The sequence below is a fragment of the Rummeliibacillus pycnus genome (genome assembly GCF_050459865.1).
GTDB lineage: Bacteria > Bacillota > Bacilli > Bacillales_A > Planococcaceae > Rummeliibacillus > Rummeliibacillus pycnus_B.
Genome location: NZ_JBCMNM010000039.1, coordinates 60,166 through 75,581, shown reverse-complemented (window position 1 = coordinate 75,581; position 15,416 = coordinate 60,166). Strand labels below are relative to the sequence as shown.

Genomic DNA, 15,416 nt, shown 5'->3' with positions numbered 1-15,416 from the left:
TCCTAAGCTACAAATATGATTCAGTTGCGACAAGTAATATCTCAGTTTTACCTAAATAATCATTGAATAATTGGTGATGATCCGAAGCATCAAAGTAGATTGTATTTCCTTTTGCTGCTGCAAATTCTTGATCACCTAAAACAAGTCTTATACGCCCCTCTAACACATAGATAAAGGTTTCAGATAAAGAAGGTTCAAATTGTTTGAACTTGCCGTGCTCTTCAAACGTGATGATGACAGGCTCAACCTTTTTTTCATTTGAAGTAGGAATAAGCCATTCTATACAATATTTCTTCTCCTCGTCAGTATAGATGGTGTAATCATCCACGCTGTACACTATCTTTTGTTCTTCAATATCGTCATCAAAGAATTTCTTTGGAGTTGAACCAAGAACTTCTAATATGGCGAAGAGTGTTTCGATGGAAGGAGAGTTTAAATCTCTTTCTAATTGAGATATGTATCCTTTGCTCAAATCTGTTCTTTCGCCCAACTCTTCTTGGGTAAGACCCTTTTTAAGACGAAGCCGTTTAATTTTTTTACCGATTTGCATCTATTTGTACTCCTCAATTTGTTTACTATTCATAAACTTGAAGTTAATTTCGTTTACTTATGCTAAACTTAGAGTAATAAAAGTTTACTTTTACGAAACTCAAAGTTTACTAAAACCTTATTTATTATACAAAATTCTACATGTTTTTCAAGTATTATTGAAGAAATAAAACTATTATTTTGAGTATTCCTAGATTTTTTGATATAGGCGAAGAAAGCTGAGGTTATGGAAAATGTTTGACCTTTAATGGAGGTAATTTATATAACTTCAAAAATTATCTTTTATTCTTTAAATGCTTATTTTCAATGATTAATTTAAAGAAAATGAAGCAAATTCTAACACGAACAAAATAGTATTGTCTAAAAAATTTAAATTAGGCTAGCATACAAATAATAGAAAAAGAAAAAGGAGTCCTTAGACTCCTTTTTTCTTTGCGATAAATTTAGTTAAAATTCAAGAACTCGTTTCACTTCATTTATATAGGAATTACTTACAGGTAGTTCTGTACCATCTTTCATAATAATGTTTAAATTTGAGGAGAAATCACGAGTAATACGACTGATGGCATGGATGTTAATAATATAGGAACGATGAATTCTTAAAAAATAGTCAGGTAATCTATTAGGGAGTTCTTTTAGCGTTAAATTTATTTTATATTGCTCACCATCAACATAAAACCAATTCTTCTTATTAAGACTTTCAAAATGTGAAATCTTATCAATTGCAATTGGTACCCATTGATCTTCTTGCTTACCTGTTATAAAACGAAAAGGTTCTCTTTTTACTACTGGATGATCTGGGGCCAATATAACGATTAATGCAGCCGGCTCACCTAAAAAATCGACGGGGTAGCCAATACCATAATATGGTATACCTAAAAGTTCCTGATCTATAACAGCTTCAATTTTCTTTCTTTCTTTGATTACACGATCAGCAATACTTCCTTTCTTAATTTTCTTTCCTCTTTCTAAAAGGATATCGTGTATACCAGCTGCATAATAGATGTACGTTTCCCCTGTCGCGATAGCGATTGAGGCTCCTTTTGGTATCCAATCTACTAATAAATTACTATACTGTTCTGCTAATGCCTTCGCTAAAATTTCTGTACCTTGTATCATGTCATGCTCCTCCTATACCAATCCTGAATTTTTCACTTTGTCTTAGTAATTCATTCATTTATCGTAAAAAAAAGGGATTTCATCCAAAAACAATAACAAAATACATTCTCTGTTGTATATTAGTTTATAACAACGGTAGCTGTTATGCAACAAAATGTAGGGGTGTATTTTTAAATAGAAAGCTAGCGTTCAACAAAGTCAAAGTGGAAGGTGTGTTTGTATATGTTAACAAGACAACAACAAATTGAAGAACTTGAAAAAAGCTGGGCAACAGAAGAGCGTTGGAAAGGGATTGAACGTCCATATACTGCAGAAGAAGTAGTGAAACTTCGTGGTTCTGTACAAATTAAACATACTTTAGCGGAAAAAGGTGCTGCACGTTTATGGAAATCTCTACATGAAGAAGATTTCATCAATGCATTAGGCGCTTTAACAGGAAATCAAGCAGTACAACAAGTAAAAGCAGGCTTACAAGCAATTTACTTAAGTGGTTGGCAGGTAGCTGCTGATGCAAACCTTTCTGGCCAAATGTATCCTGACCAATCTTTATATCCTGCAAACTCTGTACCACAAGTAGTTAAACGAATCAACCAAGCACTACAACGTGCAGACCAAATCGATCATGCTGAAGGTCGCTTAGACAATTTCGACTGGTTTGCTCCAATTGTTGCAGATGCAGAAGCAGGTTTTGGTGGTCCATTAAATGTATTTGAATTGATTAAAGGTATGATTGAAGCAGGCGCTGCTGGTGTTCACTTAGAAGACCAATTAGCTTCTGAGAAAAAATGTGGTCATTTAGGCGGTAAAGTTTTACTGCCAACTCAAAATTCAATTCGTAATTTAGTAGCAGCACGACTTGCAGCTGACGTATCAGGTGTACCAACTATTTTAATTGCACGTACAGATGCAGATGCAGCTGATATGGTAACTAGTGATATTGATCCGCGTGATGCAGAATTCATCACTGGAGAACGTACTCCAGAAGGATTCTTCCGTACAAAAGCTGGAATCGATCAAGCGATTGCTCGTGGTTTAGCTTACGCACCATATGCTGATTTAGTTTGGTGTGAAACATCTAAACCAGATTTAGAAGAGGCAAAGAAATTTGCAGATGCAATTCATGCCAAATTCCCAGGTAAGCTCTTAGCTTATAATTGCTCACCATCATTCAATTGGAAAGCAAATTTAGATGATGAAACAATTGCAAAATATCAAGTAGAGCTTGGCAAGATGGGATACAAATTCCAATTTGTAACATTAGCTGGTTTCCATGCACTAAATCACAGTATGTTCAAATTAGCGCATGATTACAAAGATAATGGTATGGCTGCATACTCAAAATTACAACAAGAAGAATTTGCGAGTGAGGCAAAAGGCTATACAGCAACAAAACATCAACGTGAAGTAGGTACGGGTTACTTTGATGAGGTATCTCAAGTTATTTCAGGCGGAACTTCTTCAACAACTGCTATGAAGGGTTCTACAGAAACTGCACAATTTATCTAAAGATAAATTTAAGCTGTTAGATACTATATCCAAATCAAAACTTATTAGTCTATTAAAATCGCTTACACGAAAGATCAATATGCAAGATATGGAGATGTAGTGGCTAACAGCTTTCTTTATAAAACTCTTAGAAATTGGTAATGTGAAAGGATGATAGATTTGGGTACTCAACAAGCTGCCACACCTACTATTGAAATCGTAGGTAAACAAAATGCATCAACAGAACAAGTTTTAACCCCTGATGCAGTAAAATTTATCGCATCATTACATCAGCAATTTAACGATCGAAGAAAAACATTATTAGAACAAAGACAGGTACGTCAACAGCAATTAAATGAAGGTGCATCCTTGAATTTTCTAGATGAAACGAAAGCAATTCGAGAAGGGGATTGGACAATTGCCCCATTACCACAAGATTTGCTAGACCGTCGAGTTGAAATTACAGGGCCAGTAACACGCAAAATGGTCATTAATGCATTAAATTCTGGAGCAAAAATGTTTATGGCTTGTTTCGAGGATGCAACATCTCCAACTTGGGAGAATATGATTGAAGGTCAAATCAATATGTATGATGCAGTACGAAAAACCATTTCCTTCACTCAATCTTCAAATGGTAAAGTATATAGTTTAAATAATGATACAGCTACATTATTAGTTCGCCCACGTGGGTTACATTTAATAGAAAGAAATGTAGAAGCTAATGGTGAGCCTATATCTGGGAGCCTTTTTGATTTCGGTTTATATTTCTTCCACAACGCTAAAGAATTAATCGCACGTGGTTCAGGCCCTTATTTCTATTTACCTAAGTTAGAGAGTCATTTGGAAGCGAGATTATGGAATGATATTTTTATTTACGCACAAGACTATCTTGGTATTCCACAAGGGACTATAAAAGCAACGGTCTTAATTGAAACAATTACAGCAGCATTTGAAATGGATGAGATTTTATATGAGTTAAAAGATCATTCGGCTGGTTTAAACTGTGGACGCTGGGATTATATTTTTAGCTATATTAAACGATTACGTAATCATTCAGATGTTATTTTACCTGACAGAGGTCAAGTAACGATGACATCACCATTTATGAGAGCGTATTCACAATTATGTATTCAAACTTGTCATAAGCGTAATGCGCCTGCAATGGGCGGGATGGCTGCACAAATTCCAATCAAAGATAACGAGCAAGCAAATGAGATTGCTTTCGAAAAAGTTCGTGAGGATAAACGACGTGAAGCAACTGATGGTCATGATGGAACATGGGTAGCACACCCAGGTTTAGTACCTGTTGCAATGGAGCAATTTGATGAGCATATGAAAACGCCAAATCAGATTCACCGTAAACGTGAAGATGTCCATGTTACTGCAAAAGATTTATTGGAAGTTCCACAAGGGAAGATTACTGAAGATGGGTTGCGTCTCAATTGCAGTGTAGGAGTTCAATATATTGCTTCTTGGCTACGAGGTAATGGTGCTGCACCAATCAATAATATGATGGAAGATGCGGCAACCGCTGAAATTTCTCGTACACAAGTATGGCAATGGATTCGACATCCTGAAGGAAAATTGGATAGTGGTCAAAATATTGACGTAGTATTATTCAAAAATATTATGAAAAAAGAACTACAAAAAATTGAAGAGCAAGTAGGGCAAGAAAATTACTTAAATGGACGCTTTGAAGAAGCTGCTGAAATCTTTACCGAATTGACATTACTAGATGAATTTGAAGAATTCTTAACTGTACCAAGCTACCAACATATTTCTTAAAACGAAGTCATTGCCTTGGTAGCCTAACATTAACTTATAATAGGAGGAGATAGTATGCAAAACGAACAAAATGAAAGATATCCAAAGCTATGTACTGAATGTGGATGTGAAATTGTGGAGCAGGTCGAATCTACATTATTTGAATGTGAACGCTGCTTAGGTAGTAAAGAAGAATAGCCGAAATAGTATGTACAAGAAATATACTCTTTCCAATTATTAAACAATGGATTGCATCTAACGGGGATGATGTAATCCATTGTTTTTTTTAAAAACAATTTTTAACTCTTAAGTGTGGATATTGTAATATTTTGCTACAGGTGGTACGAACTGATGAACTTCTTGGGAGCTCTTCTTGGTCTCCCGCTAGGGTACTGAAAAAGTCAAAATAGATGGAAATTTATAATAAAAATCTTATATAGATATCTTAGTTGAAGTGAAGTTCATTCAATGTCCTGTGGGAAAACGGACTAGACGAGACCCCGCAAGAGCGATTAAGGAACGGAGTCTAAGAACGCCACGTCCTGTGGCAACGACTCCATGACCAACGTCCTGTTGCCCCGAGGAGGCTCGTCAGTTCGCCCACGGAAAGCGGAGCTAATTCCACTTCATTCAATAGGGGATATATACAATAGATATTTGTGTTACTACACTTTTTCAGTAACCTCGACTCTTGCAGGAGTAGGCACCGTAACGGAATTTTTAGTTATTTCAAATTTTCATCCCAATATTTTGTCATAGAACCAAAATTTATAAAAGTTAATAATTTGTCACTTTAACACTTAATTAAGAACAATTTGTAAGCTGATTCTTTGCTTTCAACAAATGGATTTGTTATTGTAATAGGTGGATTGTGGCATATGTAGCTACATACATTTATACATTATTTATTATTGGAGGGATTTAACATGGCAGAACGTATGGTAGCAAAACAAGCTCCTCGCTTTGAAATGGATGCAGTAATGCCAAACAAAGAGTTTGGTAAAGTTAGTCTTGAAGAAAATATGAAAAACGACAAATGGACAGTTCTTTTCTTCTATCCTATGGACTTTACATTTGTTTGCCCAACTGAAATCACTGCAATGTCAGATCGTTTCGACGAATTCGAAGATCTTGATGCAGAAGTAATCGGTGTATCAACTGATACAATCCACACTCACTTAGCATGGATTAACCAAGATCGTACTAATAACGGAATTGGTCAATTAAATTATGCATTAGCAGCGGACCATAACCAATCAGTTGCTAAAGAATACGGCGTTCTTATTGAAGAAGAAGGCGTAGCACTACGCGGTCTATTCATCATCAATCCAGAAGGTGAATTACAATACCAAGTTGTTCACCATAACAACATTGGTCGTGACGTAGATGAAGTATTACGTGTACTTCAAGCATTACAAACTGGTGGTCTTTGCCCAGCAAACTGGCACCCAGGCGATGCATTACTAAAAGGTTAATTCCTATAGTATGAAAATTGAGGGCCTAACATATTGTTAGGTCCTTTTTTAAAAAAAAGCATATAGTAAAAACATACAGTATAAAATTAAGAGGTGAAAAATGATGAAATTACGTTCAGATATGCCTGAATTAGAAGGAGAAACAGCTTGGCTAAATGGTCAAGTTGACAAAGCTGATTTAGTAGGGGAAAAACCTACACTAATTCACTTCTGGTCAATTAGTTGTCATTTATGTAAAGAAGCTATGCCGGAAGTTAATAATTTCCGTGATAAATATAAAGATGAACTAAACGTAGTAGCTGTTCATATGCCACGTTCTGATAAGGACTTAGACCTTCAAGAAATTAAAGATGTTGCAGCAGAACATGGAATTACTCAACCAATCTTTGTTGATAGTAATATGAAACTAACTGATACTTTTGAAAATCAATATGTACCTGCATATTATGTTTTTGATAAAGACGGTAAACTACGCCACTTCCAAGCAGGTGGTAGCGGCATGAAAATGCTTGAAAAACGCGTTAATCGCGTACTTGATGAAGTACGTAATGATTAATTTTGATCATATTAAAGTGGCTGCTCTATTATAGAGCAGCCTTTTTTTACACTTTTAGAAAGAAAAAATACCAATTGTCTGCTAAAATAGGTGAAGATACAGCTTTGAGATGTGCTACGGAAGAATCGGAGGTATTTAGCATGAAAAAAGAATTTGTTGTCATCGGATTAGGTCGATTTGGAGGCAGTATTGTCAATGAACTTGTGAATCAAGGAGCAGAAGTAATGGCCATTGATAAACATCCAGAACGTGTCGATGAATTTGCTGCAATTGCTACACAAGCTGTTGTTGCTGATACTACAGATGAGTCTACTTTAAAATCATTAGGCATTCGAAATTTTGAACATGTTATCGTGGCAATAGGCGATGACATTCAATCTAGTATTTTAACAACATTGATGTTAAAAGAAATAGGTGTAGAGAAAATTACAGTAAAAGCTCAAAATGATTATCACGAAAAGGTACTTCGTAAAATAGGAGCCGACCACGTTGTGCATCCAGAACGCGATATGGGTATTCGAATTGCAAATAATATGTTGTCAAATAATGTACTTGATTATTTGGAGCTTTCAGATGAACATTCTATAATGGAAATTAAGGCAAATGATCTTTTAGAAGGCCATACGATTATTGGATTAGATATTCGTGCACGATATGGTATTAACATTGTAGCGATTAAAAGAGAAACGGATATTATTGTTTCACCACAGGCTGATGAAGTAATTCGTGAGGGTGATGTACTGATTGTAATCGGAGCAGATGCGGACATTATTCGTTTTGAAAAGAAAATGTTTAATTAATAGTCGGAGTAAAGGAGCCCTTGTCAGTATAGTCAAGGGCTTTTTGTAAATGACAGTAAAAATGGTTCTATGACAAATGTTTGCTATGAATCCGTTCTAGTGCTTACTCTTGCATCACTTCGTAGCTTCGTCGCAGAAAAGATTTTGCTCTTGCACCACTACGTAGGACCTAAAAAATCCCCAACATAGGTATGTTGGGGATTTTTAATATGCTTGTTTGATGAAGCTAAATGTAAAATTTTAAAAAAGCGTATTTCTATTATACTTCCATTATGATTGGTAATATCATTGGACGTCGTTTTGTTTTTTCGAATAAGTATGGTCCTAATACATCAGTGATTTCGTTTTTCAATTCAGACCATTGAGGTGTCTTATCTTGCAATGTTTGTTGCAAATGTTTATTTAACATTTGCTGTGCTTCGTTAATCATCATTCCTGATTCACGCATATAAACGAATCCGCGTGAGATAATATCTGGACCTGCAACCATTTTTTGTTGTTCAATATCTACGCTTACAACAACGATGACAAGACCTTCCTCTGATAGGATACGGCGATCACGCAATACGATATTACCGATATCTCCTATGCCGTTACCATCAATATATACAGAACCTGAAGGGATACGACCAGCAACATGTGCTTCATTAGAACTTAGAGCAAGTACTTCACCGTTTTCCATGATGAAAGTATTATCAGGATCGACATCACAATCTTCTGCTAACCCTGCATGCATACGTAACATACGATATTCACCATGGATTGGCATAAAGAATTTTGGTTTGATTAGTCGCAACATTAACTTTTGCTCCTGTTGTGAACCATGGCCAGAAGTATGAATGTTATTTAATGAACCGTGAATAACTTCTGCTCCTGCACGATATAACAAGTTAATGGTTTTGTTCACACTAATTGTATTACCCGGGATTGGTGAAGATGAGAATACAACAGTATCACCAGGTTGAATTTGAATTTGACGATGTGTTCCATTAGCGATACGTGAAAGTGCTGCCATCGGTTCACCTTGGCTACCAGTACATAAAATCATAACTTCGTTTGCAGGTAATCGATTTAAAGTTTGGGCATCAACGAATGTTTCTTTAGGTGCAGTAATATATCCTAATTCGCGACCGATATTGATTGCATTATCCATACTTCGACCAAAAACAGCTACTTTACGGCCGTGTTTTACAGCAGCATCTGTAACTTGTTTTAATCGATGAATATTAGATGCAAATGTTGCGAAAATAATACGAGATTCGACTTTTCGTAGAATGTCCTCGATACTTTCCCCAACCTTACGTTCAGACATTGTAAACTCAGGACGCTCAGCATTTGTGCTATCTGATAATAAACATAGAACACCATCACGACCAATTTCAGCCATTTTAGTTAAGTTAGCTGGTTCCCCGACTGGAGTGAAGTCAAATTTGAAGTCTCCAGTATGCACAATATTACCAGGAGGTGTTTTTACAACAATGCCGTATGCATCCGGTATACTGTGTGTTGTTCTAAAAAAGCTAACAGATGTTTTACGGAATTTAATCACATCATCTTCGCTGATTTCGATGAGTTTCGTTTGACGTAGTAAGCCATGCTCGTCCAATTTGTTACGTAATAATCCAAGAGCCAATTTACCTCCGTAAACAGGTATGTTAATTTGGCGAAGTAAATATGGAATACCACCAATATGGTCTTCATGGCCATGAGTTATAAATAGACCTTTAATTTTATCGACATTTCTTACAAGATAAGTGTAATCAGGGATTACATAATCGATTCCGAGAAGATCATCTTCAGGGAATTTAATACCAGCATCAATTAAAATAATTTCATCTTGGAATTGAACTGCATACGTATTTTTACCGATTTCGCCCAGTCCGCCGAGTGCGAAAATCGCAGTTTGGTCATTTTTGACAAACTTCATTAATTAGAATTTCTCCAACTTATAATGTTCGCTTGCTTGTTCGTATTCTAAATAGTTTCCTTCAAGCAATTGAATAAATTCGATGTTGTAACCACGGCCTTGAAGTTTTTCACGGACTTCACGTACTTCCTCTGCTTCAAGGTATAAGCTTTTAGTATTTTCGCGAACTGGTACTTCAAGCGCATTTTCTTGGTAATAAATTTTGTAAATCATTTTTTGCTCTCCTTTAACACGTTCAAAATAATTTCATTTCCTTTATATTATCATGTAGGTAAACTAAAATAAAGAAAAGCCCTTCAAAATATGAAGGGCAAAGTAACTTTAAGCGATCGATTTTTTCTCGAGTAAGCCACGAAGCCTTTTTAACAGTTGTTTTTTAAGACGTTTAAACATGGCGTATCACTCCTTAAAGTTAGTATACTAAATATCCCATTAAATGTAAAGATGATTTACTTAACAGCAAATTTAATGAAGGAAGGTTGTTGTAAAAGCTATGAAGAAAAAAATTTTGTTTTTTGACATTGATGGAACTCTCTATAATTCAGAAAAGAAACTTCCAAAAGCAACTTATGATGCTATTCAAAAGGCAAAAGAAAATGGGCATGAGGTGGCTATTGCTACTGGTCGTTCACCTTTCTTTTTAAAGCCTGTATTAGATGAACTTGGTTTAAACTCATATATTAGTTTTAATGGACAATACGTTGTTTATCAAGGACGTGTTATTTCTAAACGTCCTATTCCAATCGATACAATAGAGAGATTAGTAGCTCAAGCAACAAATGAAAATAGTCCAATTGTATACTTGGACAATAAAAAAATGACATCAGCATTAGAAGAAAACCAAAAAGTAAGAGTGAGTATGGATTCACTATTTTACCCGATGCCAGAAGTTGATGAAGAGTATTATAAGCACTCTGATACGTATCAGATCTTGTTATATATTGATGAAGAAGATGAAAGACGATACGCGACATTATATCCGGAGCTAAAACTAATCCGCTGGCATAAATATTCTGTTGATGTTATTAATCATGATGTATCTAAAGCTTACGGAATAGAACAATTTTTAAATCATACGGAATTTAACATGGAAGATGCAATTGCTTTTGGTGATGGTCTTAATGATATTGAAATGTTAAAAGCTGTAGGAACAAGTGTGGCTATGGGAAATGGACATGAAAAGGCAAAAGAGGTAGCTACATTTGTAGCAGATCATGTTGATCATGATGGCTTATCAAAAGCTATGAAGAAATTAGGGTTATGTTAGTTAACCATCACTTTTAGTAATAAGACTAAAATACAAAAAGAATAGAAAAGCTGTTAAATCCATATTTGAATGATGGATTTAACAGCTTTTTTTAATCTTCTAAAGGACTAGAATTAGGGATTTCTGCGAATGGATTCTCTTTATTTATATGATCGTAGAACATAATTCCGTTTAGATGGTCTAATTCATGTTGAAATGCAATAGCAGGTAGATCTTTTAGTCGCATTTTCTGTTCTTCACCATCAAGAGTATTGAATTTTACTGTAATACGCGCATGACGTGGTACATAACCAGGTACATCACGATCTACAGATAGGCAACCTTCACCAACGGATACATAAGAACCCTCAACTGAGTGGCTAACAATTTTTGGATTGATAACCACCATACTAATTTGTTTACCTTTACTATCAGGTAAATGTAATGCAAACATTCTTTTAGAAACATTAACCTGAGGTGCTGCAATACCGATACCTGAACGTAATTCATGTTGATCTGCAATTTCAGGGTCTTGACTATTAATTAAAAATTGAAGTAAATCCTCGCCAAGTTTTTTTTCTTCTATTGTTAGAGGAAAAGTCATTTCTTTTGCAACTGCTCGTAAAGTTGGATGACCATCTCGTATAATATCTTGCATTAAAATCATTGTTACTCTTCCTTTCAAAAAAAAGTTCCTAATTCATTATAGCGTACAAAACTATTCATTCAACGAAAAGAAGCGAATAACACGAAAAGAATGTTTTAGAAACGAGAGAACAGGCAATAATTTTGAAGTGGTGAAACTGTGTTAGTAAAGAGCGCGAAAATAAAACTGTTTTATAATACAGGGTGCCGTGGAAATGTAATACAGTGTTTAAAAAAGTTAAGGGTGCACATAATTTAATTATCATTAATACTAGGATTGACCAATGAAAAATTATTCAGTATACTGATATTTATTAGTTGGTGTATTAATAATTTTGCAAAAGGTTATAATACAGAAACAAAGGAGATGTAATAACATGGCTTCTAAACAAGCTCAACAATTCGATCCGGTAGCTAATTTACACGAGATCGAAGAGAAATTTGAAATGTTCCAAATTTTAAATGAAGAAGGGGAAATCGTAAACAAGGGGGCAGATCTACAGTTATCTGACGAAGAATTAGTAGAACTTATGAGCCGTATGGTCTTTACACGTATTTTAGATCAACGTTCAATCTCATTAAATCGTCAAGGTCGTCTGGGATTCTATGCTCCAACTGCTGGACAAGAAGCATCACAAATTGCTTCACATTTTGCTCTTGAAAAAGAAGATTATATTCTACCTGGTTACCGCGATGTACCTCAAATTGTATGGCATGGTCTTCCTCTATGGAAAGCATTCTTATGGTCAAGAGGACATTTTGTTGGTGGTCAAATTCCTGAAGATGTGAATGTACTTTCACCACAAATCATTATTGGTGCTCAATATGTTCAAGCTGCAGGTGTTGCCCTAGGTATTCAAAAACGCGGCAAAAAAGCTGTTGCCGTAACATATACAGGTGATGGTGGTTCATCACAAGGTGACTTCTATGAAGGTATTAACTTTGCAGGTGCTTTCAAATCACCAGCTATTTTCATTGTACAAAATAACCAATATGCAATTTCGACACCACGTGAATTGCAAACATCTGCATCAACAATTGCTCAAAAAGGGATTGCAGCAGGTATTCCAAGTATTCAAGTAGATGGTATGGATCCATTAGCAGTTTATGTTGCAACACGTGACGCAAGAAAACGTGCAACAGCAGGTGAAGGACCATCATTAATTGAAACAGTATGTTACCGTTATGGTCCACATACAATGGCTGGTGATGACCCAACACGTTACCGTACTTCAGAAACAGATTCAGAATGGGAAAAGAAAGATCCAATCGTTCGTTTCCGTAAATTCCTAGAAGCTAAAGGTTTATGGAGCGAAGCAAAAGAAGCTGAAGTCATCGCAAATGCGAAAGAAGAAATTAAAGCTGCTATAAAAAAAGCGGATGAAGCACCAAAACAAAAAGTGACTGATCTTATCCGTAATATGCATGATGGCGAATTACCATATAACTTAAAAGAACAATATGAAATCTTCGTAGAAAAGGAGTCGAAGTAACCGATGGCACAAATGACAATGATTCAAGCAATTACAGACGCACTTCGTTGTGAATTAAAAGATGACGAAAACGTGCTAGTATTCGGTGAAGACGTGGGTGTGAACGGAGGGGTTTTCCGCGCTACTGAAGGTCTTCAAAAAGAATTTGGTGAGGATCGTGTATTCGATACACCTCTTGCTGAATCCGGCATCGGCGGCCTTGCTATTGGTCTTGCACTTCAAGGATTCCGCCCAGTTCCTGAAATTCAATTCTTCGGCTTCGTATATGAAGTAATGGATTCAATTAGTGGACAATTAGCACGTATGCGATATCGTTCAGGCGGGAGTCTGGGAGCACCTGTAACAATCCGCTCACCATTTGGCGGAGGTGTACATACACCTGAAATGCACTCAGATAGTTTAGAGGGTTTAGTAGCATCACAACCAGGTTTGAAAGTAGTTGTTCCATCAACACCTTATGATGCAAAAGGTCTTTTAATTTCATCTATTCGTGATAATGATCCAGTCGTATTTTTAGAACATTTAAAACTTTATCGTTCATTCCGTGAAGAGGTACCAGAAGAATCTTACACAATTCCTCTTGGTAAAGCGGATGTAAAACGTGAAGGTAAAGATCTTTCTATTTTTGCTTACGGTGCAATGGTACATGAATCATTAAAGGCAGCTGAAGCATTAGAAAAAGAAAACTATTCAGTAGAAGTAGTAGATTTACGAACAATTCAACCTTTAGATATTGAAACAATCATTGCATCTGTTGAGAAAACAGGGCGTGCAATCGTTGTACAAGAAGCTCAAAAACAAGCTGGTATTGCAGCAAATGTAGTGAGTGAAATTACAGAGCGTGCTATTTTAAGTCTTGAAGCTCCAGTTCTTCGAGTAACAGCACCAGATACTGTATATCCGTTCCCACAAGCAGAGGCTGTGTGGTTACCAAACTCAAAAGACGTCATTGCAACAGCTAAAAAAGTTTTAGAGTTTTAATTTTACTACCACAAAGGAGAGGTGACTGAAATGGCTTATAAATTCCGCTTACCCGATATTGGTGAAGGAATCCATGAAGGGGAAATCGTAAAATGGTTCATTAAACCAGGCGATAAAATCGAAGAAGATACAATATTAGCAGAAGTTCAAAACGACAAAGCAGTCGTTGAAATTCCGTCTCCAGTTGAAGGAACAATTGAAAAAGTACTTGTTGAAGAAGGAACATTAACAACTGTTGGTACAGTCCTTTTAGAAATTGATGCACCTGGATATGAAGATCTTGAACTACATGGACATAAGGAAGATGAAGAACAAGTATCTGAAACAGAAGCACAAGTTCAAGCAACAGCTGAAGATGGCAAAGAAGTACAAAAAGCGCCTGTTGAAAAACAAGAAACACCAACACCTGTAGCAGAAACAGCAGAGGTTGATTCAAAAGCGCGTATTATTGCTATGCCATCTGTACGAAAATTTGCTCGTGAAAACGGGATTGATATTAAAGAAGTGGCAGGTTCAGGGAAAAATGGTCGTATCTTAAAAGAAGATATTGAAGCATTTAAAAATGGTGGTGCAAAACAAGCTACTCAAGAAGTAGAAATACCTACTTCAGTTGAAGAATCACCTGTTCAAGAAGTTGCAAAAGCTGCATCAGTTGAGCTTGAAGGTGAATTCCCAGAAACTCGTGAAAAAATGTCTGGTATGCGTCGTGCTATTGCAAAAGCAATGGTTCATTCTAAACAAACTGCTCCACATGTTACATTAATGGATGAAGTGGATGTTACAGAATTAGTTGCACATCGCAAAAAATTCAAAGAAATCGCAGCTGAAAAAGGTATTAAATTAACATACTTACCTTATGTAGTAAAAGCATTAGTAAGTACTTTGCGTGATTTCCCAGAATTTAACCGTTCTTTGGATGACGAAACACAAGAAATTATTCAAAAACATTATTATAATATTGGTATTGCAGCTGATACTGATAAAGGTCTTCTAGTTCCAGTTATTAAACATGCTGATCGCAAATCTGTATTTGCAGTATCAGATGAAATAAACCAATTAGCAACAAAAGCTCGTGAAGGTAAATTAGCACCTAACGAAATGAAAGGTGCATCTTGCTCTATCACAAATATCGGCTCAGCAGGTGGGCAATGGTTTACTCCAGTAATAAACCATCCTGAAGTAGCAATTTTGGGAATTGGTCGAATTTCAGAAAAACCTGTAATAAAAAATGGTGAAATTATAGCCGCACCTGTGTTAGCATTATCATTGAGCTTTGATCATAGAATGATCGATGGTGCGACTGCTCAACATGCGTTAAATAATATTAAACGTTTGTTAAGTGAGCCGGAACTATTATTAATGGAGGCGTAATAAAA

The 15,416-nt window shown here is 35.9% G+C and carries 15 protein-coding genes; 10 read left to right on the top strand and 5 right to left on the bottom strand.

Annotated features, from left to right (window positions below; genetic code table 11):
* Window positions 1-7: 7 nt before the first annotated feature.
* Together ABE048_RS09735 and ABE048_RS09730 are read right to left on the bottom strand one after the other, a co-directional pair.
* The gene (locus ABE048_RS09735) at window positions 8-550 is read right to left on the bottom strand and encodes a helix-turn-helix domain-containing protein (RefSeq protein WP_430310964.1); all 543 of its coding nucleotides are present in this window, start codon (window positions 548-550) and stop codon (window positions 8-10) included.
* Window positions 551-996: 446 nt separating this feature from the next.
* Window positions 997-1,668 (bottom strand): LytTR family DNA-binding domain-containing protein, encoded by a 672-nt coding sequence (locus tag ABE048_RS09730; RefSeq protein WP_430310963.1) that lies wholly within the window; start codon window positions 1,666-1,668, stop codon window positions 997-999.
* 222 nt (window positions 1,669-1,890) lie between these two features.
* Between ABE048_RS09730 and aceA the strand changes: the two genes are divergently transcribed.
* The 6 genes from aceA to ABE048_RS09700 all read left to right on the top strand — a co-directional run bounded on the left by aceA (window position 1,891) and on the right by ABE048_RS09700 (window position 7,748).
* On the top strand, window positions 1,891-3,174 hold the full coding sequence (gene aceA, locus ABE048_RS09725; protein ID WP_430310962.1) for an isocitrate lyase: 1,284 nt from the start codon (window positions 1,891-1,893) through the stop codon (window positions 3,172-3,174).
* Between the two features lie 159 nt (window positions 3,175-3,333).
* Window positions 3,334-4,938, top strand: a complete 1,605-nt coding sequence (gene aceB / locus ABE048_RS09720) for a malate synthase A (RefSeq protein ID WP_430310961.1) — start codon at window positions 3,334-3,336, stop codon at window positions 4,936-4,938.
* A gap of 54 nt (window positions 4,939-4,992) precedes the next feature.
* Complete coding sequence (locus tag ABE048_RS09715; protein ID WP_430310960.1) at window positions 4,993-5,115, top strand: protein YhfH; 123 nt, start codon at window positions 4,993-4,995, stop codon at window positions 5,113-5,115.
* 728 nt (window positions 5,116-5,843) lie between these two features.
* Window positions 5,844-6,392, top strand: coding sequence for a peroxiredoxin (locus tag ABE048_RS09710; RefSeq protein WP_430310959.1), 549 nt, complete (start codon window positions 5,844-5,846; stop codon window positions 6,390-6,392).
* 103 nt (window positions 6,393-6,495) lie between these two features.
* Window positions 6,496-6,948 carry a TlpA disulfide reductase family protein gene (locus ABE048_RS09705; protein WP_430311014.1) on the top strand — a complete coding sequence of 151 codons (453 nt, stop codon included), beginning with the start codon at window positions 6,496-6,498 and terminating at the stop codon, window positions 6,946-6,948.
* Between the two features lie 140 nt (window positions 6,949-7,088).
* A complete protein-coding gene (locus ABE048_RS09700; protein ID WP_430310958.1) occupies window positions 7,089-7,748 on the top strand; it encodes a potassium channel family protein in 660 nt (219 codons plus the stop codon).
* Between the two features lie 259 nt (window positions 7,749-8,007).
* On the opposite strand, the gene rnjA is transcribed toward ABE048_RS09700, so the two are convergent.
* Both rnjA and ABE048_RS09690 read right to left on the bottom strand, forming a co-directional pair.
* On the bottom strand, window positions 8,008-9,675 hold the full coding sequence (gene rnjA / locus ABE048_RS09695; protein ID WP_430310957.1) for a ribonuclease J1: 1,668 nt from the start codon (window positions 9,673-9,675) through the stop codon (window positions 8,008-8,010).
* A gap of 3 nt (window positions 9,676-9,678) precedes the next feature.
* A complete protein-coding gene (locus ABE048_RS09690; RefSeq protein ID WP_430310956.1) occupies window positions 9,679-9,888 on the bottom strand; it encodes a DNA-dependent RNA polymerase subunit epsilon in 210 nt (69 codons plus the stop codon).
* 280 nt (window positions 9,889-10,168) lie between these two features.
* Between ABE048_RS09690 and ABE048_RS09685 the strand changes: the two genes are divergently transcribed.
* The gene (locus tag ABE048_RS09685) at window positions 10,169-10,942 is read left to right on the top strand and encodes a Cof-type HAD-IIB family hydrolase (protein ID WP_430310955.1); all 774 of its coding nucleotides are present in this window, start codon (window positions 10,169-10,171) and stop codon (window positions 10,940-10,942) included.
* 91 nt (window positions 10,943-11,033) lie between these two features.
* Here the strand turns inward: ABE048_RS09685 and def are convergent, their stop codons facing one another.
* Window positions 11,034-11,588, bottom strand: coding sequence for a peptide deformylase (def, locus tag ABE048_RS09680; RefSeq protein WP_430310954.1), 555 nt, complete (start codon window positions 11,586-11,588; stop codon window positions 11,034-11,036).
* A gap of 355 nt (window positions 11,589-11,943) precedes the next feature.
* On the opposite strand from def, the gene pdhA reads away from it, so the two are divergent.
* The 3 genes from pdhA to ABE048_RS09665 are packed head-to-tail and all read left to right on the top strand — an operon-like array spanning window position 11,944 to window position 15,411.
* Window positions 11,944-13,059 (top strand): pyruvate dehydrogenase (acetyl-transferring) E1 component subunit alpha, encoded by a 1,116-nt coding sequence (pdhA, locus tag ABE048_RS09675; RefSeq protein ID WP_430310953.1) that lies wholly within the window; start codon window positions 11,944-11,946, stop codon window positions 13,057-13,059.
* 3 nt (window positions 13,060-13,062) lie between these two features.
* Window positions 13,063-14,040: an alpha-ketoacid dehydrogenase subunit beta gene (locus ABE048_RS09670; protein WP_430310952.1), complete on the top strand. Its 978-nt coding sequence runs from the start codon at window positions 13,063-13,065 to the stop codon at window positions 14,038-14,040.
* A 30-nt stretch (window positions 14,041-14,070) separates the two neighbouring features.
* On the top strand, window positions 14,071-15,411 hold the full coding sequence (locus tag ABE048_RS09665) for a dihydrolipoamide acetyltransferase family protein (RefSeq protein WP_430310951.1): 1,341 nt from the start codon (window positions 14,071-14,073) through the stop codon (window positions 15,409-15,411).
* Window positions 15,412-15,416: the final 5 nt, after the last annotated feature.

What these genes read in the sequence shown, in the direction of transcription:
- ABE048_RS09665 (WP_430310951.1), top strand. Translation starts at nt 14,071, where the DNA reads ATGGCTTATAAATTCCGCTTACCCGATATTGGTGAAGGAATCCATGAA.
- pdhA (WP_430310953.1), top strand. Translation starts at nt 11,944, where the DNA reads ATGGCTTCTAAACAAGCTCAACAATTCGATCCGGTAGCTAATTTACAC.
- ABE048_RS09715 (WP_430310960.1), top strand. Translation starts at nt 4,993, where the DNA reads ATGCAAAACGAACAAAATGAAAGATATCCAAAGCTATGTACTGAATGT.
- def (WP_430310954.1), bottom strand. Translation starts at nt 11,588, where the DNA reads ATGATTTTAATGCAAGATATTATACGAGATGGTCATCCAACTTTACGA.
- ABE048_RS09735 (WP_430310964.1), bottom strand. Translation starts at nt 550, where the DNA reads ATGCAAATCGGTAAAAAAATTAAACGGCTTCGTCTTAAAAAGGGTCTT.
- ABE048_RS09690 (WP_430310956.1), bottom strand. Translation starts at nt 9,888, where the DNA reads ATGATTTACAAAATTTATTACCAAGAAAATGCGCTTGAAGTACCAGTT.
- ABE048_RS09700 (WP_430310958.1), top strand. Translation starts at nt 7,089, where the DNA reads ATGAAAAAAGAATTTGTTGTCATCGGATTAGGTCGATTTGGAGGCAGT.
- ABE048_RS09685 (WP_430310955.1), top strand. Translation starts at nt 10,169, where the DNA reads ATGAAGAAAAAAATTTTGTTTTTTGACATTGATGGAACTCTCTATAAT.
- aceA (WP_430310962.1), top strand. Translation starts at nt 1,891, where the DNA reads ATGTTAACAAGACAACAACAAATTGAAGAACTTGAAAAAAGCTGGGCA.
- ABE048_RS09730 (WP_430310963.1), bottom strand. Translation starts at nt 1,668, where the DNA reads ATGATACAAGGTACAGAAATTTTAGCGAAGGCATTAGCAGAACAGTAT.
- ABE048_RS09710 (WP_430310959.1), top strand. Translation starts at nt 5,844, where the DNA reads ATGGCAGAACGTATGGTAGCAAAACAAGCTCCTCGCTTTGAAATGGAT.
- ABE048_RS09670 (WP_430310952.1), top strand. Translation starts at nt 13,063, where the DNA reads ATGGCACAAATGACAATGATTCAAGCAATTACAGACGCACTTCGTTGT.
- ABE048_RS09705 (WP_430311014.1), top strand. Translation starts at nt 6,496, where the DNA reads ATGAAATTACGTTCAGATATGCCTGAATTAGAAGGAGAAACAGCTTGG.
- rnjA (WP_430310957.1), bottom strand. Translation starts at nt 9,675, where the DNA reads ATGAAGTTTGTCAAAAATGACCAAACTGCGATTTTCGCACTCGGCGGA.